Annotated in this window: 22 protein-coding genes; 15 read left to right on the top strand and 7 right to left on the bottom strand. The window is 65.7% G+C overall.

Annotated features, from left to right (window positions below):
• The first annotated feature begins 345 nt into the window (after positions 1–345).
• The 4 genes from rpmH (at position 346) to yidC (ending at position 2,975) form a co-directional block, all read left to right on the top strand.
• The gene (gene rpmH, locus BCEP18194_RS22770; RefSeq protein WP_004198824.1) at positions 346–480 is read left to right on the top strand and encodes a 50S ribosomal protein L34; all 135 of its coding nucleotides are present in this window, start codon (positions 346–348) and stop codon (positions 478–480) included.
• Positions 481–495: 15 nt separating this feature from the next.
• Positions 496–957 carry a ribonuclease P protein component gene (gene rnpA / locus BCEP18194_RS22765; RefSeq protein WP_011353616.1) on the top strand — a complete coding sequence of 154 codons (462 nt, stop codon included), beginning with the start codon at positions 496–498 and terminating at the stop codon, positions 955–957.
• Positions 958–1,032: 75 nt separating this feature from the next.
• Positions 1,033–1,299, top strand: a complete 267-nt coding sequence (gene yidD, locus BCEP18194_RS22760) for a membrane protein insertion efficiency factor YidD (protein ID WP_006750110.1) — start codon at positions 1,033–1,035, stop codon at positions 1,297–1,299.
• Between the two features lie 8 nt (positions 1,300–1,307).
• Entirely contained in the window at positions 1,308–2,975 is a 1,668-nt protein-coding gene (gene yidC / locus BCEP18194_RS22755) for a membrane protein insertase YidC (RefSeq protein WP_011353615.1), read from the top strand.
• A gap of 102 nt (positions 2,976–3,077) precedes the next feature.
• On the opposite strand, the gene BCEP18194_RS22750 is transcribed toward yidC, so the two are convergent.
• Positions 3,078–3,509 carry a transcriptional regulator gene (locus tag BCEP18194_RS22750; RefSeq protein WP_011353614.1) on the bottom strand — a complete coding sequence of 144 codons (432 nt, stop codon included), beginning with the start codon at positions 3,507–3,509 and terminating at the stop codon, positions 3,078–3,080.
• Positions 3,510–3,846: 337 nt separating this feature from the next.
• Here BCEP18194_RS22750 and mnmE point away from each other — a divergent pair, with 337 nt between their 5' ends.
• The 3 genes from mnmE to BCEP18194_RS22735 all read left to right on the top strand — a co-directional run bounded on the left by mnmE (position 3,847) and on the right by BCEP18194_RS22735 (position 6,920).
• The gene (gene mnmE, locus BCEP18194_RS22745; RefSeq protein WP_011353613.1) at positions 3,847–5,241 is read left to right on the top strand and encodes a tRNA uridine-5-carboxymethylaminomethyl(34) synthesis GTPase MnmE; all 1,395 of its coding nucleotides are present in this window, start codon (positions 3,847–3,849) and stop codon (positions 5,239–5,241) included.
• A gap of 170 nt (positions 5,242–5,411) precedes the next feature.
• Positions 5,412–6,125 carry a hypothetical protein gene (locus tag BCEP18194_RS22740; protein ID WP_011353612.1) on the top strand — a complete coding sequence of 238 codons (714 nt, stop codon included), beginning with the start codon at positions 5,412–5,414 and terminating at the stop codon, positions 6,123–6,125.
• A gap of 99 nt (positions 6,126–6,224) precedes the next feature.
• The gene (locus tag BCEP18194_RS22735; protein ID WP_011353611.1) at positions 6,225–6,920 is read left to right on the top strand and encodes a hypothetical protein; all 696 of its coding nucleotides are present in this window, start codon (positions 6,225–6,227) and stop codon (positions 6,918–6,920) included.
• A 45-nt stretch (positions 6,921–6,965) separates the two neighbouring features.
• Here BCEP18194_RS22735 and BCEP18194_RS42280 read toward each other — a convergent pair whose 3' ends face one another.
• The 3 genes from BCEP18194_RS42280 to BCEP18194_RS22725 form a co-directional block, all read right to left on the bottom strand.
• The gene (locus BCEP18194_RS42280) at positions 6,966–7,088 is read right to left on the bottom strand and encodes a hypothetical protein (RefSeq protein ID WP_021157980.1); all 123 of its coding nucleotides are present in this window, start codon (positions 7,086–7,088) and stop codon (positions 6,966–6,968) included.
• Between the two features lie 150 nt (positions 7,089–7,238).
• Positions 7,239–8,597, bottom strand: a complete 1,359-nt coding sequence (locus BCEP18194_RS22730; protein ID WP_011353610.1) for a GGDEF domain-containing protein — start codon at positions 8,595–8,597, stop codon at positions 7,239–7,241.
• Positions 8,598–8,706: 109 nt separating this feature from the next.
• Entirely contained in the window at positions 8,707–8,955 is a 249-nt protein-coding gene (locus BCEP18194_RS22725) for a DUF2795 domain-containing protein (RefSeq protein ID WP_011353609.1), read from the bottom strand.
• A gap of 435 nt (positions 8,956–9,390) precedes the next feature.
• On the opposite strand from BCEP18194_RS22725, the gene speG reads away from it, so the two are divergent.
• The 3 genes from speG to BCEP18194_RS22705 all read left to right on the top strand — a co-directional run bounded on the left by speG (position 9,391) and on the right by BCEP18194_RS22705 (position 11,541).
• Positions 9,391–9,948, top strand: a complete 558-nt coding sequence (gene speG / locus BCEP18194_RS22715; protein WP_011353608.1) for a spermidine N1-acetyltransferase — start codon at positions 9,391–9,393, stop codon at positions 9,946–9,948.
• A 489-nt stretch (positions 9,949–10,437) separates the two neighbouring features.
• A complete protein-coding gene (gene sap1, locus BCEP18194_RS22710) occupies positions 10,438–10,785 on the top strand; it encodes a surface attachment protein Sap1 (RefSeq protein ID WP_011353606.1) in 348 nt (115 codons plus the stop codon).
• Between the two features lie 201 nt (positions 10,786–10,986).
• Complete coding sequence (locus BCEP18194_RS22705; protein WP_011353605.1) at positions 10,987–11,541, top strand: YaeQ family protein; 555 nt, start codon at positions 10,987–10,989, stop codon at positions 11,539–11,541.
• A gap of 21 nt (positions 11,542–11,562) precedes the next feature.
• Here the strand turns inward: BCEP18194_RS22705 and BCEP18194_RS22700 are convergent, their stop codons facing one another.
• Positions 11,563–11,976 carry a VOC family protein gene (locus BCEP18194_RS22700; protein WP_011353604.1) on the bottom strand — a complete coding sequence of 138 codons (414 nt, stop codon included), beginning with the start codon at positions 11,974–11,976 and terminating at the stop codon, positions 11,563–11,565.
• Between the two features lie 443 nt (positions 11,977–12,419).
• Between BCEP18194_RS22700 and ada the strand changes: the two genes are divergently transcribed.
• From ada to gshA, 3 genes are all read left to right on the top strand, one after another.
• On the top strand, positions 12,420–13,511 hold the full coding sequence (ada, locus tag BCEP18194_RS22695) for a bifunctional DNA-binding transcriptional regulator/O6-methylguanine-DNA methyltransferase Ada (RefSeq protein ID WP_011353603.1): 1,092 nt from the start codon (positions 12,420–12,422) through the stop codon (positions 13,509–13,511).
• A complete protein-coding gene (locus BCEP18194_RS22690) occupies positions 13,508–14,467 on the top strand; it encodes a DNA-3-methyladenine glycosylase family protein (protein ID WP_011353602.1) in 960 nt (319 codons plus the stop codon). The genes ada and BCEP18194_RS22690 overlap by 4 nt, the downstream gene beginning before the upstream one ends.
• A gap of 575 nt (positions 14,468–15,042) precedes the next feature.
• Complete coding sequence (gshA, locus tag BCEP18194_RS22685) at positions 15,043–16,656, top strand: glutamate--cysteine ligase (protein ID WP_011353600.1); 1,614 nt, start codon at positions 15,043–15,045, stop codon at positions 16,654–16,656.
• A gap of 103 nt (positions 16,657–16,759) precedes the next feature.
• Here the strand turns inward: gshA and BCEP18194_RS22680 are convergent, their stop codons facing one another.
• On the bottom strand, positions 16,760–17,071 hold the full coding sequence (locus tag BCEP18194_RS22680; protein ID WP_011353599.1) for a DUF4148 domain-containing protein: 312 nt from the start codon (positions 17,069–17,071) through the stop codon (positions 16,760–16,762).
• A 420-nt stretch (positions 17,072–17,491) separates the two neighbouring features.
• On the opposite strand from BCEP18194_RS22680, the gene BCEP18194_RS22675 reads away from it, so the two are divergent.
• Entirely contained in the window at positions 17,492–19,132 is a 1,641-nt protein-coding gene (locus BCEP18194_RS22675) for an L-lactate permease (protein ID WP_041492989.1), read from the top strand.
• 95 nt (positions 19,133–19,227) lie between these two features.
• Here the strand turns inward: BCEP18194_RS22675 and BCEP18194_RS22670 are convergent, their stop codons facing one another.
• Complete coding sequence (locus tag BCEP18194_RS22670) at positions 19,228–20,145, bottom strand: LysR family transcriptional regulator (RefSeq protein WP_011353596.1); 918 nt, start codon at positions 20,143–20,145, stop codon at positions 19,228–19,230.
• Between the two features lie 228 nt (positions 20,146–20,373).
• Here BCEP18194_RS22670 and BCEP18194_RS22665 point away from each other — a divergent pair, with 228 nt between their 5' ends.
• On the top strand, positions 20,374–22,548 hold the full coding sequence (locus BCEP18194_RS22665; protein ID WP_011353595.1) for a phosphocholine-specific phospholipase C: 2,175 nt from the start codon (positions 20,374–20,376) through the stop codon (positions 22,546–22,548).
• Positions 22,549–22,678 lie beyond the last annotated feature (130 nt).

The raw sequence follows: 22,678 nt of genomic DNA, 5'->3' as shown, positions 1-22,678 counted from the left end.
GCGGTCGTGCGAGCGTGCCTCGGACGCCTGCGTCACAGTGTTGGAGGGGCAGGCGCGAGCCGAAGCGGCGTGCGGGATTCTTGGAGATAAGGCGAGATTCTACCGCCAAACGCGGCCACAGAGCGAGTTATCCACAGGCCGGTTGTGTGGGTCGCGGGGCCGGATCCGCCGAGGCGGGCACAGGCGATCGACTCCTAAAGTATTGACCGTCAACAGAAAAACGGTTTAAATAGCGGGTTCCGCGAAAACCAATCCTGTATTCCCGGCGATTGCGTTCGCCCGAATGCCTCCGGTTAGGGCACGCGGTCCCCTGAATTTCGACATTCTCGAACAAGTGAGAACATCATGAAACGTACTTACCAACCGTCCGTGACGCGCCGCAAGCGCACCCATGGCTTCCGCGTCCGTATGAAGACGGCAGGTGGCCGCAAGGTCATCAACGCTCGTCGCGCGAAGGGCCGCAAGCGCCTGGCCATCTAAGGCAGGTTGCGCGCTGTGTCCGCCGTCCGCAGTCCTGCGGAAGGTGCCGTCGAGCCGGGTGCGAATCCGTCGCAGACGAAAGCCGCCTTCCCGAAAGCTGCGCGACTTCTGAAAACGGATGAATTTTCATCCGTTTTTCGTTTGCGTCCCTGGCGGCGCTCCGCGCACTTCGTGATTTACGGCAAGCCGACGGGTGAGTCCGCGCGTCTGGGGCTCGTCATCGGCAAGAAGTATGCGCCGCGTGCGGTTACTCGTAACCTCGTGAAGCGGCTGGCGCGCGATCAGTTTCGCCTGCGCCGGGCCGAATTCGCCGGTTACGACCTGCTGCTGCGGCAGCACACGCGCTTCGACAAGAAAGCGCTGCCGAGCGCGGCTTCCGCCCCGCTCGCGGCGATGTGCGCGGCCGAGATTCGCGAACTGCTCGACAGGGCAGTCCGGGAGATCGCCCGTCGTGCGTCGAAGCCCGCGTCCGAGTGACGCATCCGTCCGCGGTGCGGCGTTCGCGCCTGCCCGGCCGGTTTTGACGCGGCGCCGAACGGCGTCGCCCAAGGTATGGAAACGGTATTGATCGCCTTGCTGCGCTTCTACAAGGTTGCCGTGAGCCCTATGCTCGGCAACCGTTGCCGTTTTTATCCTTCCTGTTCGGATTACGCGCGCGAGGCAATCCAGTATCATGGCGCCGCGCGCGGCACGTATCTCGCCGTCAGGCGCGTGTGCCGATGCCATCCGTTTTCCGCGGGCGGCATCGACCTCGTCCCGCCGCCCAACTCCGACACTCGCGCTCGCGGCGAAGCCGACGCGCGGTCCCATCGACTCTGAGACAACGCATGGATATCAAACGCACCGTCCTATGGGTGATCTTCTTCATGTCAGCTGTCATGCTGTACGACAACTGGCAGCGGTCCCATGGACGCCCGTCGATGTTCTTCCCGAGTGCCACGCAGACGGCCCCCGCGGCCGCTGCCGGCGGTGCATCGGGCACGGGCGCGACGACGACGACCGCAGGTGAAGTGCCTGCCGCCGCAGCCGGCGCCGCACCGTCGACGACGGCACCGGCCGCCCAGGCGCAGCTCGTGAAGTTCTCGACCGACGTGTATGACGGCGAAATCGACACGCGCGGCGGCACGCTCGCGAAGCTGACGCTGAAGAAGCAGGGCGACGGCAAGCAGCCCGACCTGTACATCACGCTGTTCGACCACACGGCCGGCCACACGTATCTCGCACGCTCGGGCCTGCTCGGCGGCGATTTCCCGAACCACAACGACGTCTACACGCAGCTGAATCCGGGCACGACGTCGCTGACGGGTGACCAGAACGCGCTGAAGCTGTCGTTCGAATCGCCGGTGAAGGGCGGCGTGAAGGTCGTGAAGACCTACACGTTCACGCGCGGCAGCTACGTGATCGGCGTCGACACCAAGATCGACAACGTCGGCACGGCGCCTGTCACGCCGACGGTCTACATGGAACTGGTGCGCGACAACACGGCCGTCGAAACGCCGATGTTCTCGCACACGTTCCTCGGGCCGGCGGTCTACACGGACGCGAAGCACTTCCAGAAGATCAACTTCAGCGACCTCGACAAGAACAAGGCCGACTACGTGACCTCCGCCGACAACGGCTGGGTCGCGATGGTGCAGCACTACTTCGCGTCGGCGTGGATTCCGCAGCAGGGCGTGAAGCGCGACATCTACGCTGAAAAGATCGATCCGACGCTGTACCGCGTCGGCGTGAAGCAGCCGGTCGCCGCGATCGCGCCGGGCCAGTCGGCCGACGTGCAGGCCCGCCTGTTCGCCGGTCCGGAAGAAGAGCGCATGCTCGAAGGCATCGCGCCGGGCCTGGAACTCGTGAAGGACTACGGCTGGGTGACGATCATCGCGAAGCCGCTGTTCTGGCTGCTCGAGAAGATCCACAGCTACATCGGCAACTGGGGCTGGTCGATCGTGCTGCTCACGCTGCTGATCAAGGCCGTGTTCTTCCCGCTGTCGGCTGCGAGCTACAAGTCGATGGCGCGCATGAAGGAAATCACGCCGCGCATGCAGGCGCTGCGCGAACGCTTCAAGAGCGATCCGCAGAAGATGAACTCGGCGCTGATGGAGCTGTACAAGACCGAGAAGGTCAATCCGTTCGGCGGCTGCCTGCCGGTCGTGATCCAGATCCCGGTGTTCATCTCGCTGTACTGGGTGCTGCTGGCCTCGGTCGAAATGCGCGGCGCGCCGTGGGTTCTGTGGATTCACGACCTGTCGCAGCGCGATCCGTTCTTCATCCTGCCGGTGCTGATGGCCGTGTCGATGTACGTGCAGACGAGCCTGAACCCGACCCCGCCGGACCCCGTCCAGGCGAAGATGATGAAGTTCATGCCGATCGCGTTCTCGGTGATGTTCTTCTTCTTCCCGGCCGGCCTCGTGCTGTACTACGTCGTGAACAACGTGCTGTCGATCGCACAGCAGTACTACATCACGCGCAAGCTCGGCGGGGCCAAGAAGAAACCGGCCTGACGCCCGTTGCATACGTGGGGCGAGATGTTCGCCCCGCGATGCACGAAAAAAGCCGCATGGTTCGCCCATGCGGCTTTTTGCTTTTTGCGGGTCAGGGCGGGTTCAGGCCTTCTTCGATTCGCCCGAGTCGCCGTAGAACTGCTCGACCAGTTCCTGCACGAGGTAGCGATGATGCGGCGACAACGCTTCGATCTTCGACGCGAGTTCGATCGTCTCGGGGGTCGGCGGATAGCGTTCGTCGCGCGGCAGCGGTTGCGGCGTCGGGTGTTCGATCACGCTCGGCGACGGGCCGTAATGCAGCCAGTGGACGTCGACGCGCAGCCATTCGGCGAGCGTGGCGAGTTTGTCCGACGTCGGGATCGTGCGGCCCGTCAGCCATTTGTGCGCAGTTTGCGGCGAAACGGGCTGCGCTCCGCGGTGGCGCAGGTTGAATCGGTTCGCCAGCTCAGTCGCACCGGTGACCTTCTCCGGGCTGCGCCGCAGGGCGAATTTGAGGCGTTCCGAGAACGCGGCTTTTTCTTCGGATGTCGGCATGGGGGAGATTGTGCAATTCCACTGCCGCGTTTCAGACAACCATTCAGGATAAACGTATCCCGTTCAGACGAATCCCGGTCTTGATCGGGGTGTGCGGTGAAATTGAGGGCCACAGCGTTGGGCCGCTCCAGCAGGCATACTCGTCCGAAACGGTGGCTGTGATATGGCGCCGGGATGATACTTGGCTTATCCCCGGCGGGATAAATTCGAGCGTGTCCGAATCCCGAGTAGCTGCCGGTGGCGCGTGTGCCGGCACGCTACAATGCCGGCGTTCCGATGCCCGAAGTGTTGCGCGGGCGCACCATATTCACTTGATCACCCGATTCATCCGATTCCCATGCTCGCTACCGATTCCGATCCGATCGTCGCCATTGCCACTGCTGCCGGCCGGGGTGGCATCGGGGTTGTCCGCGTGTCGTTCGGGCGCGGCGGCGAGGCGGCCGCGTTGCCGCTGATCGACGCGTTGTGCGGGCAGAAGCTCGCCCCGCGCCACGCGAGCTACGTGCCGTTCCTCGACGAGCACGGCGCGCCGCTCGATCGCGGGATCGCGCTTTACTTCCCGGCACCGCATTCGTACACCGGCGAACACGTGCTCGAGCTGCAGGGGCACGGCGGGCCGATCGTGATGCAGCTGCTGCTGCAGCGTTGCCTGGATGCGGGGCGCGGTTTCGGGCTGCGGCTAGCGGAGCCTGGCGAATTCACACGCCGCGCGTTCCTGAACGACAAGCTCGATCTTGCACAGGCCGAGGCCGTTGCCGATCTGATCGAGGCGAGTACCGAAGCCGCCGCGCGTTCGGCCGGGCGTTCGCTCGACGGCGCGTTCTCGCGGCAGATCCATGCGCTCGTCGACGACGTGATCACGCTGCGGATGCTGGTCGAGGCGACGCTCGATTTTCCGGAAGAAGAGATCGATTTCCTGGAAGCGGCCGACGCGCGCGGCAAGCTCGCGAAGATCCGTGCCCAGCTCGCGCACGTGCTGGGCGACGCGCGGCAGGGGGCGTTGCTGCGTGAAGGGCTGTCGGTCGTGCTTGCGGGGCAGCCGAACGTCGGCAAGTCGTCGCTGCTGAATGCGCTGGCCGGCGCGGAGCTGGCGATCGTCACGCCGATTGCCGGGACGACGCGCGACAAGGTCGCGCAGACGATCCAGGTCGAAGGGATTCCGTTGCACATCATCGATACGGCCGGGTTGCGCGAGACGGAGGACGAGGTCGAGCGGATCGGTATCGCGCGCACATGGAGCGAGATCGAGCGGGCGGACGTCGTGCTGCATCTGCTGGATTCGCGCAATGGGATGACGGCGGATGACGAGACGATCGCGGCGCGGTTTCCGGGCGGCGTGCCGGTGGTGCGCGTGCTGAACAAGACAGATCTGACCGGTGTGGCGGCGTGTGTCGAGCATCCGGCGGCGGAAGGCGACCTGACCGAGGTACATCTGTCGGCAAAGCGCGGCGACGGGATCGACATGCTGCGTGCGGAGTTGCTGCGGATCGCGGGGTGGCAGGCGGGGGCCGAAGGCGTGTATCTCGCGCGCGAGCGGCATCTGATTGCGTTGAGGGCCGCGCAGGAGCATCTCGCGCAGGCGGCGGATCACGCGGAGCAGCGCGCGCAGTCACTCGATCTGTTTGCCGAGGAACTGCGGCTCGCGCAGGAGCAACTCAATGCGATTACCGGGGAGTTCACTTCGGATGACCTGCTGGGGGTGATTTTCAGCAGGTTCTGTATCGGGAAGTAATGCCCGCGCATTTGCAGTTCGACAGCCCTTCGTGGCTCGTCATTCGTTTTTGATCGAGACATCCGATCACGATCGCACTCCCGTTTTCGTCACGTGGCCTGTCGTAAAATCGGCGGGCCGGGTAATTTCGATACAACAAATCCCGGCCTCAAAATAAAGAGAGGGCATGCATGGGATTCGGATTCGGAAAGCGCAGCGAGTCATCCGGCAACTCGACGGTCGACATGGCGAAAAGCCAGCGATCGCGAGCCAATGACAACTTCACCACGGGGCTTGAAATACGTCGGGCATTTGCGGTTTTCGAGTGCTGTGCGTCGTATGGTACGTACGTTGATCTCAACGACGTCGATACCGGGTGGCGCTATCTGCGGGAAGAGGGTCTGGTTTCATCCGATCTGGAGGCCGCATGGACGGAACTGGACCGCATCCTGCTGACCTATTCGAATGCCGGTGTGCTTGCCCAATCGGACAAGGAGCGTGCCGAGCACCAGGTCGAGCGCATCGAAGCGCACATTGATGCCATGCGAGGCAAGGTCGAGGGCATGGTGGAAGCCGTTGTCGCGCTCAATGTTGCCCGGCTCAAATACCCGTCGAAAAACTGGATCATCGACGGCATTTTCGCGGCCGTATTCGGCGCGATGGGCGGCTCGATCCTCGGCATCATGGCCGGCAGGCTGGCGGACAATACCCCGGCCATCGAGAATGTCGTTTTCGGTCTCGTGATAATCGCTTCGGTTCTCGTGGCGAGATACCGTCACCAGAAGAAAATCGTCGCTGCCGACGCGAAAATCGTGCATGCACGAGCCGACCTTGACCGCATGGTCATCCGGAACCTGTCGCCTTCCGCCTATCCGCCGCCGATGACAACCGCGGGCGCTGCCTGAATTCGCTATCGGACGTCGCGCGCCAATCGCGGGCGTCTGCCGAAGTTGAATCCCGTCGCGCTGCCGACGCTGGCCGTGCGCATTACGCCGAGGGCTCCCATGTCAATCAATCCGACTGAACGCAACGCCATTCTTCGCGCCGTCTTTGCCGACGACGCGCCGTATCCCGACCTGACACCCCGTCACGTCGCGTTGATGAGAAAGCTCCGCGTTGGGTGGCTGCCGGTCGAATCGGGCGCACCGGCCATCGTTCCTGAGCAGCCGCTGACTGGCGACGGCGCGACAATCGATCTTGCCAAGGCGATCCTCGAAACCGACGATGACGTGCTGGCCATTCGCACGCTGGCAGAACTCGGCCACGTCGTATCCGAATTCGTCACGGTCGCGGGCGAGTTGGCGCCGGGACAATACCTGATCCCGGAGGAATTGCGCGATGCGTTCGATTACCCGGAAAGCGGTGTCGACGCGTCGGGGCGTTTCGAGTTTCGCGCCGAGCATCTCGCGATCCTGCGGGGGACCGTCTGGAGAACGCTCGACGATTACTCGATCGACGCGGTGCTGGAGATGGATGACTTCTGGCCGCTGTCCTACATCGACGGCAAGCGGCCGTACGGGGAGTGCACGTACATCCAGATCGACATGGCCGAACGACTGGGCGAGCCCTACCGATTCGATGCCGAACGCAATCTGATCGAAGATGCGGAGAAGGATGCTCGCCTCGAGCGTCTCCACTACGAAACGCGAGCTGCGCTACAGATATTTCTGACGCATGCCGAGCTGATCACGCCGGCCTGATCGCTTGAGAGGGGCCGGCTCGATCCATCCGGACCCTCACCCGCATCAATCCCAATGACGGTGATGGTAATACCCGCCACCACCGTAGTACCCGCCACCATCAGGCACCACGATACAGCCGCTCAACAGCACGGCGACGCCGGCAATCAGCAAAAGGGTCTTCTTCATCGCGTTCACCTGCTTGGGTTCAATATGAAACCCAGCATAGCGAGCGCCCGCAACACCGGCTGTAAGCGATCGTTTCCCTGTTCCGCAATCCGTAACGGCGGATTATTCCGGTCACAATGACCGTAACAAATAGCCAAACAGCAGACGTTTTCAGGCGGTGACGACCCTGTTTCGCCCCGTATCCTTCGCACGATACAGCGCGGCATCGGCGGCTTCGATCAACGCATCGGGTGTCGACAGATCGTCGGGCGACACGGTCGCGCAGCCGACGCTCACGCTCACGCGTCCGGCGGGTGCCGTCGGCATCGCGAGATCGAGCCGCAGCACCGCTTCGCGCGCTTCCTCGGCGACGACCCGCGCGCCGCGCGCGCCCGTGTTCGGCAGCACGATCGCGAACTCCTCGCCGCCGTAGCGCGCGACGATGTCCGCCGGCCGCCGCACCGCGCCGGCCAGCGCATTCGCGACCGCGATCAGGCATGCGTCGCCCTTCACGTGACCGAACGCATCGTTGTATGCCTTGAAGCGGTCGACATCGACCATCAGCAACGACAGCGGTTCGCCTTGCCGTCGCGCCTGCAGGAACAGCGTGTGGAAATGATCGTTGAAGTGCATGCGGTTGAACGCGCCCGTCAGGCCGTCGCGTGCGGACGAACGGATCAGCGTCGCGTGCGCCTCGAGCAGCCGCTGGTACAGCATCGTCACTTCCCACGCGAGCACGCACACGAGCACGCCTGGCGTGAACATGCTGAACACGCGTGCGAGATACCAGCCGACCGTGAAGCGATCGGTGCTCATCAGGTTCAGCGTCGTGTCGGTCAGGCACGCGAGCACCGCGATCGCGAGCCACAGGTCGAGCGTCGTGCGCAGCCGGCCGGTGGCCAGTACCGCCACGAGCGCCAGCGCGTTGAGCAGCCACACGACCAGCGCGACGGCGTTGACGGGCAGCACGGCCGCGTCGCCCGGCGGATGAAACGCGGGCGGCAGCGACACGTTCAGCACGAACAGGCAAAGCAGCCCGGCGACGACAGCCGGCCCGCCGATCAGCGCGAGCGTCCACCAGCGTGTCTGCCGCGCGCCGATCGGTGCGCGCGCCAGCCGCTCGCGCGCGAGCAGCGCGACCATCACGAAACTCGGGAAGCCGGCATGCCAGAAGATCCACATCCACGCGGCGCTTTGCGGTTGCGCGCCGAACAGCCCGTGTGGCGCGAACACGCCGGGAAAGGTGAGCAGTTGCAATGCGACGGCGAGTGCGGTGAACGCGTAGGCGCCGCCGAGCGCGCCGAGCACCGGCTGGCGCGTCACGGTGAACTGCGCGCCAAGAAAGAACGCCGCGATGCTCGCGGTGGTGAACACGGTGAGCGCACACATCGGCATGAACGGCTCGACGGCCGGCAGCGCAACGTTCGCGTGCGGCGCGGCGATCCCGAGCGCGAGCACGATGACGAGCGCCGTCAGTGCGCCGAACCAGAGCTGACGGCGTGTCGTGTGCTGGATCAGGATGCCTTCCATGGTGTTCCCCGGGCACGTAGGCGGAAACGCCCGGTCTTGCGCCGGGCGACAGGCAACCGGCCGCTGCGCGACCGGTGCGGCCTGATCCTATCGCGTTATGGGTGCGTGCTCAAACCCCGAGGCCCGGACCGAAGTTGCCGGCGACCCACTGCGTGACGGCGTTGACGTCCGCGTAGTCCTGTTCGGGCAGGCCGTCGAGCATCGACAGCACGTCGTTGCTGGCGCCGGCGTCGCGCGCGGCATCGACGATCGCATCCTTGTTGGCCGGGTAGCGGACGGCCGCCAGCACGTCGGCGATCTGCAGGTCGATGGTTTCGTTGGGAATGTCGTGCGGAGGCTGGGCGGGCTGGTCGTTCACGGCGGCGTCTCGCGGAGTGAGCGGGTTGGGCGGCTGGTGCGTATTCGGGTGCGTAACGGTGCGCGTTGTGCGTTCACGCGCCAGGGCGGCCGGGCCGGCACGCGCCGCGGACGAGCGGCGATCGACTCAATGCTCGCGTCGCACGCGGCGCCACGGATGCTTCCAGTCGATGTGCGGTGCGTTTTCGTCGCGCGGATGCTGGCGCCGATGTTCCTGCCAAAGTTCGTCGGAAAACAGCGCCGCTACGATGACGAGCGGCAGCACGAGGAATATTCCGAGTATGACTTGCTCGAACACGATAGCCTCCTTGCGGTGGCAGGAACCCTTGCTCCCATTCTAGGCTCTGAACTTCGCCCGCGTTCAATTTCTTACAGTGCGAAACAGGCCCGGATGCGGCCTTGCCGCACGTGCGCCGGCATCAAAAAGGACATGAACATGCAACTCCAGAACGATACCAACACGCTCGCGCTACGGCCGCTGGAGCGTCAGGACCTGCGCTTCGTCCACGAGCTGAACAACGACGCAAAAATCATGCGCTACTGGTTCGAGGAGCCGTACGAAACCTTCTCGGAACTGTCACAACTGTACGACCGTCACGTGCACGACCAGCGCGAGCGCCGCTTCGTCACGGTCGACGCGCAAGGCGAGCTGGTCGGCCTCGTCGAGCTGATCGAACTCGACTACATCCATCGCCGCGGCGAGTTCCAGATCATCATCGCGCCGCAATGCCAGGGGCGCGGCTATGCGGGGCAGGCGACGCGCCTTGCGATCGAGTACGCGTTCAAGGTGCTGAACATGCGCAAGCTGTACCTGATTGTCGATACGTCCAATGCGGCGGCGATTCACGTGTACGAGAAATGCGGATTCCAGCACGAGGCCGAATTGAAGGAAGAATTTTTCGGAAACGGCGCGTATCACAATGCTTATCGCATGTGCATTTTTCAACGCGATTATTTCGAGCACCAGCAATCCACCCCGAATAAGGCAGGGTAAACACGCTGGCGAAAGGCGCTTGCGGCGGGGGCTTCCGCGGGCGCCGAAACCATGCGGAGAACTACGGATAAATACGGATTCGCTTATACCTGGCATTTTTCTTGTATCAGGTAAATGCGATTCCGCGTTGCGGTAAAGTCGAATCGTTTCGGATGACTTTATGTGCAGCGCATCAAAATGATCCGGATAGCGAAATGGATTATCCAAACCGTTCAATCGCCGCATTGTAACTTTGCTGAAAGTGTTGCCGCGCAACGCTTTCCGCCCGGCGGCGCGGGCCCGTTCTCCATGCAGCGCACGTCGTCCCGCCTGCGCATGGTGCGAAAAACGGGCTGCGCACGGGGTGCGACAATCCGCCGCTATTGCAGTCGCACAACAAATGTGCTTGATATCGCTTGCCGGTCTTCTAAAGTGAAAAACGCGGGTTCACGATCACCTGTAAACGCATAGCTAACCCAAGCCTGGTGCCCGCAAGCCTGGAGACAGAACATGATGAAGCGTACCGGTATCCTTTTTGCCCTCGTCGGCGCATTTTGCGCGGTGTCGATTGCCCAAGCCGGCGGCGATTCGGCCGTCAAGCCGAAGCAGGAAATCCAGTTGACGAAGAACGCATGGGGCTGCCTGTCGAAAGACAATCTGGACTCCGTACTGAGTCATGAGCGTGACGGCAAGTCGCAGGCGAAGCAGCAATACTTCGACGACTACCGTTGCCTGTCGGTGCCGGAAGGTCAGCGCTTCCGCGTGGTGTCGGTCGACCAGGGCGACGTGCAATTCGTCAGCGCCGACAACAGCGACCAGCAGGGTCTCTGGACCGATTCGCGCTTCGTCAAACAGTAACCGTCCCTTCATCGCGCCGTCACACGACGCGCGAGCGCGCCGGCCTGATGAGCCGGCGGCGCGAACCGAACACGGCCCGGCACATGCCGGGCCGTTGCGCTGTGGCTGGCGCATGAGGTGGCGCATGACACGCGCCGGACGGCCAGCATTCGGTATCATCACGGCCCGACCGAACCGAATGCCCGCCCGGGCCGCATCCGCATGGCGCTGAAATCCACGATCTACAAAGCCGAACTGCAAATCGCCGACATGGATCGGCATTACTACGCCGATCACGCGCTGACGGTGGCACGCCATCCGTCGGAAACCGACGACCGGATGATGGTGCGCATCGTCGCGTTCGCGCTGTTCGCGCACGAGCGGCTCGAATTCTGCAAGGGACTGTCGGACGTCGACGAGCCCGATCTGTGGCAGAAGGACCTGACCGGCGCGATCGATGTCTGGATCGAAGCCGGCCAGCCCGACGAGCGGCGCATTTCGAAGGCGGCCGGCCGCGCCGGGCAGGTCACGGTGATCGCATACGGCGGCAAGACGTCGGATATCTGGTGGCAGGGCGTGCGCAGCAAGGTCGAGCGGCTGCGCAACGTGCAGGTGCTGTCGCTGAACGACGGTGTCGCGGCCGCGCTCGGGAAACTCGCGGAGCGCACGATGCGCCTGCAGTGCACCGTGCAGGACGGCACCGCGTGGATCTCGAGCGCCGACCACGATCCGGTGGCGGTCGAATGGACGGTGCTGAAGGCGCGCGCGGACGCGTGACGGCCCGCGCGCCGGCCGCGTTCAGCCGATCGCGGCCGGTGGCCCCTTGAATTCGAGCATGTTGCCTTCCGGGTCGAACAGGTAGATCGACGGCCCGTAGCCGCCGGCGCCGTAGCGCTCCGCGGGCGCGCCCGGCCGTGCGCCATGCGCGGCGAAATGGGCGGTCAAGGCGTCGGGGTCGAACGGCTCGACGCGCAGGCACAGGTGATCGAGATTGCGACCCGTGCCGGGCGGGCCGCTGTCGGGACGGTCGATCGGGCCGCCGACCGACAGCAGGTCGATCAGCGCGTCGCCGGCACGCAGCTGTACAAGGCCCAGATCGGGCTGTTCCTTCTCCACATGGCAACCGACGGCGTCGCAGTAAAAGCGCGTCATGGCGGCCATGTCGGTCACGCGCAGCACGATGTGATCGATCGCGCGGATGGTTGGTTTCACGGGCAGGCTCTCCTTCGCAGTCCACGAGGATCGAGTGTAGACGCATCGCGCCTGCGCCGCCGGCCGGAACGCGGCACAATCGACGGACGAAAAAAAGCCCGTTCACGCAGAGCGGAACGGGCTTAATCCATATCAGGAGGAGACATGGAGGAGACAGTTCCAACTATACACACGGCGATGGTGCGACGCAATATTTCGAATGCAAAAAAACGTCAGGACGGCGATTTGTCGCATCTGCGGTGCAGCAAAATGGTGACGGGACGATGACGAAATCGGCGCTGTAACGGCCGGCGCGCGCGTTTTGTCGGATTTATTTTTAGTCGATGCGCCCCCGATTATCCTGGGCGAGTCAGCGCAAGAATCACAGAGCAAGATTCAGGGCGCGACGGCACGTGCCGATGTCTAGAGTAGGCACCATCTACACTAGAGAGTGCGAGGTTCAGATGAAAACCGCCTATCCGACCGATGATGCCCGCTGGGGCGCCGTCACCGAGCGCGATCCGCATGCGGACGGCGCGTTCTTCTATGCCGTGAGCACGACCGGCGTGTTCTGCCGCCCGACGTGCGCGTCGCGGCAGCCGCGTCGCGAAAACGTGTCCTTCTTCGTCGATACGGCCGCCGCGCGTGCGGCCGGCTTCCGGCCCTGCAAGCGCTGCCAGCCGGAAGGGCTGCCGCGCGAGCTCGAGATCGTCAACCGCGCGTGCGCGGTGCTCGACGCACATGCCGAACGGCTCACGCTGCAACAACTGAGCGATGCCGTGCACGTGAGCCCGTTTCACCTTCAGCGGCTCTTCAAGCGCGTGGTCGGCGTGTCGCCGCGGCAGTACCAGGCCGCACAGCGCGGCGCCGCGCTGCGGCAGGCGCTGCAAAGCGGGCAGCCGGTCACGCAGGCGGCCGTCGACGCCGGCTTCAACTCGCCGTCGCGGCTCTATGCGTCGGTGCCGCGCGAACTCGGGATGGCGCCGTCGGCGTTCCGCCGCCAGGGTGCGGGTCTCAGGATCGACTATGCGACCGCATCGACTTCGCTCGGCACGGTGCTCGTCGCCGCGACCGAACAGGGCATCTGCCGGATCGCGTTCGGCGACGAACCGGCCGCGCTCGTCGGCGAGCTGAAGGATGCGTTCGCACGTGCCGAGCTGGTCGAATCACAGGCACGACTCGTGCCGTTCGTCTCGCAGATTCGCGCGTACCTGGACGGCACGCGGCACGCATTCGACCTGCCGCTCGACATCGCGCCGACTGCATTCCAGCAGCGCGTATGGGAGGCGCTGACGCATATTCCGTACGGCGAAACGCGCAGCTACTCGGAGATCGCCGAGGCGCTGGGTTCGCCGCGCGCGGTGCGTGCCGTCGCGTCCGCGTGCGCGTCGAACCCGGTCGCGCTCGCGATTCCGTGCCACCGCGTCGTACAGAAGGGCGGCGCGCTTTCCGGGTATCGTTGGGGCGTGCGCCGCAAGGCGACGCTGCTCGCGTCCGAGGCGCGGCATGTGAACGACGATCAGACCGAATCCGTTGCGGAGGGCAGTGCAGTTTGAGCATCGCAAAAACAACGATTACGTCCATCGTGAACGGCGGCCAGGTGCCGCCGTCCGCGCAAATGGAGCTGCGCTTCAATGCGCCTTACGACTGGGCGCGCGTGCTGCGCTTCTTCAGCGGGCGCGCGATTCCGGGCGTCGAGCAGGTGGCGGACGGCGTGTATCGACGCATCGTCGACCTGCACGGCGACGCCGGCCGGCTCACGGTCGCGAAACATCCGCGCAAGCATTGCCTGGTCGCGACGGTCGAAGGCGCGGTCGCGCGTCATGTCGATGACGCGTTCGCCGCGCGTGTCGCGACGATGTTCGACCTCGGCGCCGATCCGGCCGCCATCGGCAGCGGGCTCGCGCGCGATCCGTGGTTCGCGCCGCTCGTCGAGGCCGCGCCGGGGCTGCGCGTGCCGGGCGCATGGTCGGGGTTCGAACTGGCCGTGCGCGCGATCGTCGGCCAGCAGGTGAGCGTGAAGGCCGCGACGACGATCGTCGGCCGGCTCGTCGAGCGGGCCGGAGAGCGAGTGGTTCATGAAGACGACGGCGCGCCTGCGTGGCGCTTTCCGACGCCCGATGCGCTGGCCGCCTGTGACCTCGACAAGATCGGGATGCCCGGCAAGCGGGTGGCGGCACTGACGGGCGTGGCGCGCGCGGTGGCGGCCGGCGACGTGCCGGTCGATCGCGAGCACGCCGATCTCGCGACGCTGCGCAGTGCGTGGCTCGATCTGCCCGGCATCGGCCCGTGGACCGTCGAATACATCGCGATGCGCGCATGGCGCGATCCGGACGCATGGCCGGCCTCCGATCTCGTGCTGATGCAGTCGATTACCGCGCGCGATCCCACGCTCGACCGGCTCGCGACCCAGAAGCACCGCACTGAGGGCTGGCGGCCGTGGCGCGCGTATGCGGCGCTGCATTTGTGGAATGAAGTGGCCGACCGGGCGGGCGGTGCGCGCGGCGGGTGAGGGCGACGGGTGACTGCTGAGGCTCGTGGCCGGGTGCGACCACACCAGGCCGCGATGCATCCTGCTGCGCAGGTCGCGCCGACATGTGCAGCCTAACGGCCGGCCGCCGGCCGCCGGCCGCCGGATGCCGGATGCCGGACACCGACACCGACACCGACACCGACACCGACACCGACACCGACGCCGGACGCCGGACGCCGGACATCAGTCGTCACGGAAATTCGGCGCATCCGTCGGCGTCAGGATGCCGGATGCACGATGCCCACTTACCCCTCTTTCCGCCGTCGGTTCGGCAGCACGGTTGCACCTGCCGCCACCCGTCCGCGCGTCATCTTCCATCGGACGAATTCGCGTAACCGGCGCGCCCGTTACCTCCGCATGGAACCGGTCGCAGATGCGGCGACCGCCGCGACCGGCCCGTCCGGCGGCCCGCTCCGGCCCGCGCACCGTGCCCGGAGCCACCTCAAGCGCGTGTTTCGGCGAGATGTTAAAGTGCCCGCTACCAACGAAGCGACCAACAATCCAGCCGGCCGCGCGCGGCGTTCTGCGCGCGGCCGTCACGCACTTGCGTCTCCATGTCGAACACCATGACTCACCGCCAGTCCGAACTGCTGCTGAATCGCCTCGAAGCGCTGAGCTCGGGCCCGACGCGGCAGCATCTGCCCGACGGCCTGCGCGGCATCGAAAAGGAAAGCCTGCGCGTGACGCGCGACGGGATGATCGCGTTCACGCCGCATCCGCGCGCGCTCGGTTCGGCGCTCACGCATCCGTCGTTGACGACCGACTATTCCGAAGCGCTGATCGAGCTGATCACGCCCGCGGAAGGCGATGCTGCGATCACGCTCGAACGTCTCGACGATCTGCATCGCTACGTGTATGCGTCGCTCGGCGACGAGATGCTGTGGAACGACTCGATGCCCGGCCTGCTGCCGGCCGACGACCAGATTCCGATTGCCGACTACGGCACGTCGAACATCGGCCGCCTGAAGACGGTGTACCGGCGCGGCCTCGCGTATCGCTACGGCCGCACGATGCAGTGCATTGCCGGCATCCACTACAACTACTCGCTGCACGAGGAAGTGTGGCGGCGCCTGCATGCGGAAGAAGGCTCGACGGCCACGCTCGTCGATTACCAGTCGGAGCGCTATCTCGCGCAGATCCGCAACTTCCGCCGCCGCAGCTGGCTGCTGATGTACCTGTTCGGCGCGTCGCCCGCGCTCGACACGAAGTTCCTGCGCGGCAAGCCGCACAAGCTCGACACGTTCGACGCCGATACGCTGTACTTGCCGTATGCGACGAGCCTGCGGATGAGCGATCTCGGCTACTCGAACACGACCGCCCAGGCCGCGCTGCACGTCGACTACAACACGCTGCCCGGCTATCTCGACGCGCTGTCGACGGCCGTGAGCGAGCCGTATCCGGCCTACGAGGCGATCGGCACGCATCGCGACGGCGAGTGGATCCAGATCAACACCAACGTGCTGCAGATCGAGAACGAGTTCTACTCGACGATCCGGCCGAAGCGCGTCACGTACTCGGGCGAGCGGCCGCTGCATGCGCTCGCGTCGCGCGGCGTGCAGTACATCGAGGTGCGCTGTCTCGACATCGATCCGTTCGAGCCGACCGGCATCGCGCTGCAAACCGCGCGCTTCATCGACGCGTTCCTGCTCGCGTGCGCGCTCGACGAAAGCCCGGCGCTCGATTGCCCTGCGTACAAGGAAGCGAACGCAAACTTCGGCAGCGTGACGATGGAAGGGCGCAAGCCGGGTCTCACGCTGCAGCGCGACGGCCAGCCGGTCACGCTGCAGGCGTGGGCGGACGACCTGATGGCCGATATCGAAACCGTCGGCCGTCGTCTCGACGAAATCCGCGGCGGCGACGAGCACGTGCGCGCGATTGCCGCGCAACGCGAGAAACTGGCCGATCCGGAGCGCACGCCGTCCGCGCACGTGCTGCGCACGATGCGCGAACGCGGTCAGTCGTTCCTCGGGTTCGCGCTGGCGCAGAGCGAAGCGCATGCCGCGCATTTCCGCGCGCATCCGCCGTCGGCGGATACGCTGCGCACCGAGCAGGCGCTTGCCGCGAAATCGCTGGCCGAGCAGGCCGAGCTCGAAGCGAAGGAGGCCGGATCGTTCGACGCGTTCGTCGCGGCCTATCGCGCCTATACGTTGAACCGCTTCAGCGTGTAATGCCTGGCGCACGTGCACCGCGTCGGTCGGCGCGGTGCACGCTGCGTATCTCCGTCGCCGGTCAGGGCGCTCCGTTGTGCGCTCGATCCGGTTCGATCAGCCGTCAATGGTGTGCGTAGGTGCCGCGATCGATCGTGTGCGGCAGCACCGGTTTGCCCGATTCCACGTTTGCCCCGCCTTCGCTGCCGTAGCCGGCGTCCTCGCCGCGTGCCTGCGCGGCACGGCGCATGATCGCCTGCATGTTGTCCGGAAAGTCGGGACTGCTGGCGAGGCTCGTCCGATAGCCGGCGGCCTGCAACTCCACGAGTTCCTGGCGGACCTCGGAGCGCGTCAGCGTCGACGCGGCCTGCGCGTGAGCGGCGAAGGCCGCGCCGATCAGCACGCATGCGCATGCCGCCTGTTTCATCGTCTTCATCGTGTTCACTCCGTGAGGTTCCGGTGCCGTGCCTGCCGTGGCCGGCGCGGGCGGAATCGATGCGACCAGTCTAGGCTTCGGACGCCAAACGAAACATCCCGCCCGCCGTCAGGCACCTTTGCCGCATGTGCAACATTGCGCGGGTGAGCCGCTCGCGGCGGGCTTCCTGTCGAACGAGACAGTGGGCTGCCCGCTGCCGGTCAGCGTGTGGCGGCGGGTTCGTATCGGGTCGGCACGCATCGGGCTTGTCCCCCTTGTACAAGCGTCGCGCGCCTCCTAACCTCTTTTAAGCGACCGATCGGTTGGCCGTGCGACGTCGTTGCGTGCGCAAGCGCCTGATCTCGGTCGTGACCGCAGGACATCGCCTTGTACCGAACCCGGGGCATCCCGATGCCAGCTTGGGTCGACTCTGGAGACACGATGAACCCCACCGACGCCCTACCGCCCGGCATCGTCTTCGCACAGCCGTTGACGCCGGTCGCCAGCTCGCTGTTGCTGTCTTTTCTCGTCGCCGCGATCCCGATCGCGGTCGCGCTGATCGCACTCGGCGTGCTGCGCCGGCCCGCATGGCAGGCGTCGCTCGCCGGGCTCGTCGCCGGCCTCGCGGTCGCGATCGGCGCATGGGGCATGCCGGCCGGGCTCGCGTTCAATGCGGTCGGTGCGGGCATGGCGCTCGCGGTCGTGCCGGTGATGTGGATCGTCTTCAACGCGCTGCTGCTGTACAACATCGCGGTGAAGTCGGGCCGCTTCGACCAGTTCCGGCAGTGGATGCTCGACAACCTGCCCGACGACCGGCGCCTCGTGCTGCTCGTCGTCGCGTTTTCGTTCGGCTGCCTGCTCGAAGGGATCTCGGGATTCGGCACGCCGGTCGCGATCACGAGCGCACTCCTGATCGCGCTCGGTTTCCCCGCGCTCGAAGCGCTCACCTATACGCTGCTGTTCAACACGGCGCCGGTCGCGTTCGGCGCGCTCGGCGTGCCGATCACCGTGCTCGGCGCGGTCACGTCGCTGCCGCCCGCGACACTCGCGCAGATGGTCGGCCGACAACTGCCATTTTTCGCGCTGCTGCTGCCGTTCTACGTGGTCGGCGCGTACGGGGGGCTGCGCTCGATCTCGAAGTTGTGGCCGGCGCTGCTCGTGTCGGGCGGCAGCTTCGCGATCGCGCAGTTCGTCACGTCGAACTTCCTCGGCTACCAGCTCACCGACGTGCTGTCGTCGCTCTCGTCGCTGATCGTCACGATCGGCTTCCTACAGGTGTGGAAGCCGCAGCCCGATCCGCAATACGCGCTCGCGCGCAGCGTGCCGGCAACGGCCGGCGCCGCACGCGCGGGCTTCGGCGGCTGGCTGCCGTGGCTCGTCGTGTCGGTGGTCGTGATCGTGTGGGTGCACGCGAACATCGCGGCGATCGGCGACGTGAAGATCAAGTGGCCGGGCCTGCACAACGCTGTGTTCGTGTCGCTGTATCACAAGCCCTATGCGGCGATCTGGGACTTCCAGCCGCTCGGCACGGGCACCGCGATCCTGGTGTCGGCGATCATCACGGCCGCGCTGACGCGCACCGGCGTCGGCGCGTTCTTCGAATGCGTGGTCAAGACCTGGCGGCAGACGTGGATCGCGATCGTCACGGTGATGATGATCGTCGGGCTCGCGTACCTGCTGAACTACTCGGGGATCAGCTACACGCTCGGCACCGGCGTCGCGTCGACGGGCGCGCTGTTCCCGCTGGTGTCCGCGTCGCTCGGCTGGATCGCCGTGTTCCTGTCCGGCAGCGACACGTCGGGCAATGCGCTGTTCGGCAACCTGCAGGTCGTCGCAGCCCGGCAGCTCGGCCTGGATCCGGTGTTGATGGCCGCGACCAACTCGTCGGGCGGCGTGATGGGCAAGATGATCTCGCCGCAGAACATCGCGACGGGTGTGTCGACGACGGACCTGAAAGGGCAGGAAGGTGTCGTGTTCGCGCGCACGTTCTGGCACAGCGTGATCCTCACGCTTCTGCTCGGCGTGCTCGTGTTCCTGCAGCAGCACGTACTGACGTGGATGATTCCGGCACTACCGAAGTGATGTGAGCGCAACGACAGAAGGAAGGCACGAGGAAAAACGAGGGAAGGCGCGGGAAAAGCGCCACTGATGTGCGGTACCGGCGAACGCGCGGCCGTTCAGCGCGCGTTCGCCCGCCGCGCCGTTCGTCCGGCTTCATCCGCCGCGGCCGCGTCGCTGCCGGCCGGCAGGATGCACGCGAGGAACGCGTCGATCGCCGGGCTCTGGCGGCGCGCTTTCAGGTAGTACACGTATTCGTCGATCGTCGTGTCGACGCCGCGCAGCGCGATCACGCGCAAATCCGGATGACGTTCGGCCTCGCCGAGCGGAAACAGGCTGCCGCCCACGCTGTGCAGGATCGCCTCGCGGATCGCTTCGCGGCTGCCGATCTCGGCCACCGAGACGGCGGCGACACCGGCCGTTTCGAGAATCGTCTCCGTGCAGCGGCGCGTGACCGAGCCTTCTTCGCGAATCAGCAGTCGCACGTCGGCGAGCTGCGCCGGATCGATCGCGTCGAAACGCGCGAGCGGATGGTTGCGATGCACGACCAGCACGAGCGGGTCGGTCGAGATCACCTTGCGTTCGAGGCCGTCGGCATCGTTGCGCTGCGACGAGACGGCGAGGTCGATGCGGAATTCCTGCAGCGCCTGCAGGATTTCCTCGGAGTTGCCGATCCGGCACGTGAGCGCGATCGACGGATGCGCGTTCGAGAAGCGGCCGACCGCGTCCATGATGTAGTACGGCCCCGTCGCACCGATCCGCAGGTGGCCTTCGAACAGGCCGCCGACATTGCGCAGCATGATGTCGGCCTGCGCCTCGAGCGCGATCATCTTCTCGACGAGCGGCAGCAGCTCGATGCCGGTGTCGGTGACCTCGAGCTTGCGGCCGCTGCGGTAGAACAGCTCGACACCGTACACCTGCTCGACCTGCCGGATCTGCGCGGCAATCGTCGGCTGGCTCACGCCCAGGTGGCGCGCGGCGCGCGTGATGCTGCCCTGCCGGACGGTCGCGTGGAACGCCTTCAGCTGATCGAACACGACTCGGCTTCTCCCCTCTGTATCGCGCGTCAGCGTAGCGCATGCGTGTGTCGGCCGGATGAAAGACGCGTCGTGTGCCGCTTCGAAAAAATTCTTGTGGGTAACCAAAAGAAACCTGCGGTAACCGGTCACGGCCGGGACACGCCGATGCGGGGTAATAACGGCAACGCACCACCGCCGGCCCCGCTCGACCGGCGCCCCACTCCTACCGACAACAGGGTTCTCTTCATGTCTTCGAACAATCGACGCGATTTCCTGCGCCTCGCCGCGCAGTCGGCCGGCGCGATGGCCGCCTACGCGGGCTTCCCGCCCGCGATCCGCAATGCGCTGGCGATGCCGGCCGCCTATCGCACGGGTACGATCCGCGACGTCGAACACGTCGTGATCTTCATGCAGGAAAACCGTTCGTTCGACCATTACTTCGGCGGGCTGCGCGGCGTGCGCGGCTTCAACGATCCGCGCCCGCACCTGCTGCCGAGCGGCGCACCGGTGTGGCAGCAGCCGCCGGCGTCGGTGTTCACGAAGAACTACCATTCGCGCGGCCTCGATTCGTCGGCGCCGTACGTGCTGCCGTTCTACCTCGATCCGAAGCAGACGACCGAATTCCAGCCGGGCACCAATCACGGCTGGAGCAGCGGCCACCTGTCCTGGAACAACGGCCAGTGGGACCAGTGGGTGAACCAGAAGCAGGACGTGCTGACGATGGGCTACCTGAAGCGCCAGGATCTCACGTACCACTACGCATTGGCCGACGCGTTCACGATCTGCGATTCGTACTTCTGCTCCGCGCACGCCGACACCGCGCCGAACCGCATCTACCTGTGGACCGGCACGGTCGACCCGCGCAACATCTACGGCAACCCGCCGAACGGCCCGGGCATCGGCGAGCGCGACGACGTGAACGGCTACACGTGGACGACCTACGCGGAACGCCTCGAAAACGCGAAGATCAGCTGGAAGGTGTACCAGGGCGGCACCGGCATCCCGGGCGACCCGACCGACAACTACACCGACAACTCGCTGATGTTCTTCAAGCGCTTCCAGGTGAAGGAAGGCGCGAGCGGCCCGCTGGTCGACAAGGGCGCATCGGACCACACGCTCGCCGAGCTGAAGGCCGACGTGCAGGCGAACCGGCTGCCGCAGGTGTCGTGGATCGTGTCGCCGTACAAGTACAGCGAGCACCCGCAGGCATCACCGACCGACGGCGCGTTCTACATCAACATGGTGCTCGAGGCGCTCACGTCGAACCCGGAAGTGTGGGCGAAGACGGTGTTCATCCTGAACTACGACGAAAACGACGGCCTGTTCGACCACGTCGTGCCGCCGGTGCCGCCGGTGACGAGCGGCGTGGGCGGCCAGGGCATCGTGTCGTCGAACCTGCTGTCGAATCTCGGCGACGAACTGCTCGACCTGAACAAGTACCCGGGCGAAATGAGCCCGCTCGTGCCGGGCGCGGACCCGGGCGGCATCCAGCCGATTGGCCTCGGGCCGCGCGTGCCGCTGATCATCATCTCGCCGTGGACGAAAGGCGGCTGGGTCTGCTCGGAGACGTTCGACCATACGTCGGTGCTGCGTTTCCTCGAAGCGCGTTTCGGCGTGAAGGAGCCGAACATCAGCGCATGGCGCCGGTCGATCTGCGGCGACCTCACGTCGGCATTCGACTTCTCCGCGCGCCCCGACACGCGCACGGTGAGCTTCACGGTGCCGCAGCACATCGCGACGGCCGGCCAGGCGTACCAGGTGCCCGCGCAGCAGTCGATGCCGGCGCAGGAGCCCGGCACGCGTCCGGCACGTGCGCTGCCGTACGAACTGTTCGTGCACAGCCGCGTGAGCGGGCACGACGACAGCGTGTCGCTCGACTTTGCGAACACCGGTGACGCAGGCGCGGCGTTCTACGTGTACGACCGCCGCAACCCGACGACGCCGCCGCGCCGCTATGCGGTGTCCGCGCACGACCGTTTCGTCGACACGTGGAACACGTCGGCCGCACGCGGCGACTACCATCTCGCGGCCTACGGCCCGAACGGCTATCTGTGCGAGTTCCAGGGCAACACGCGGCTCGCGGCGGACGGCCGCCACGCGAACGCCGAAGCGCGGATCGGCTACGACGTGCGCAACCGTCATGTGTACCTGCAACTGCGCAACAGCGGGCGCGCGACGTGCCGCGTGACGGTCGACAACGCATACAGCCACAAGCATGCGCGGACCTACACGCTGGAGCCGGGCGAGCGCATCGAGGATCACTTCGAGTTGTCGTCGAGCCACGGCTGGTACGATCTGACGATCAGCGCGACGACGCTGCGCGGCGGCGACGACAAGGTCGTGCGCCGCTTCGCGGGCCACGTCGAGACGGGCCGGCCGAGCCACAGCGATCCGGGGCCGGTGAAGCACACGACGGCCTGACGGCCGGCACATGTCGCGCGAGGCGGGCGAGGTCGGCCCGCCGCGCGACCACCGCCTGCCGGCTTTGTGTCGATTGCATTCCGGCAGGCGGAATTGGTTTTTGGAAACTGAAAACTGTTGACAATGTGTC

Source organism: Burkholderia lata (assembly GCF_000012945.1).
Taxonomy (GTDB): Bacteria; Pseudomonadota; Gammaproteobacteria; order Burkholderiales; family Burkholderiaceae; genus Burkholderia; species Burkholderia lata.
Note: the sequence above shows the minus strand (reverse complement) of the source record. Positions and strands in the feature narration are given on the sequence as shown.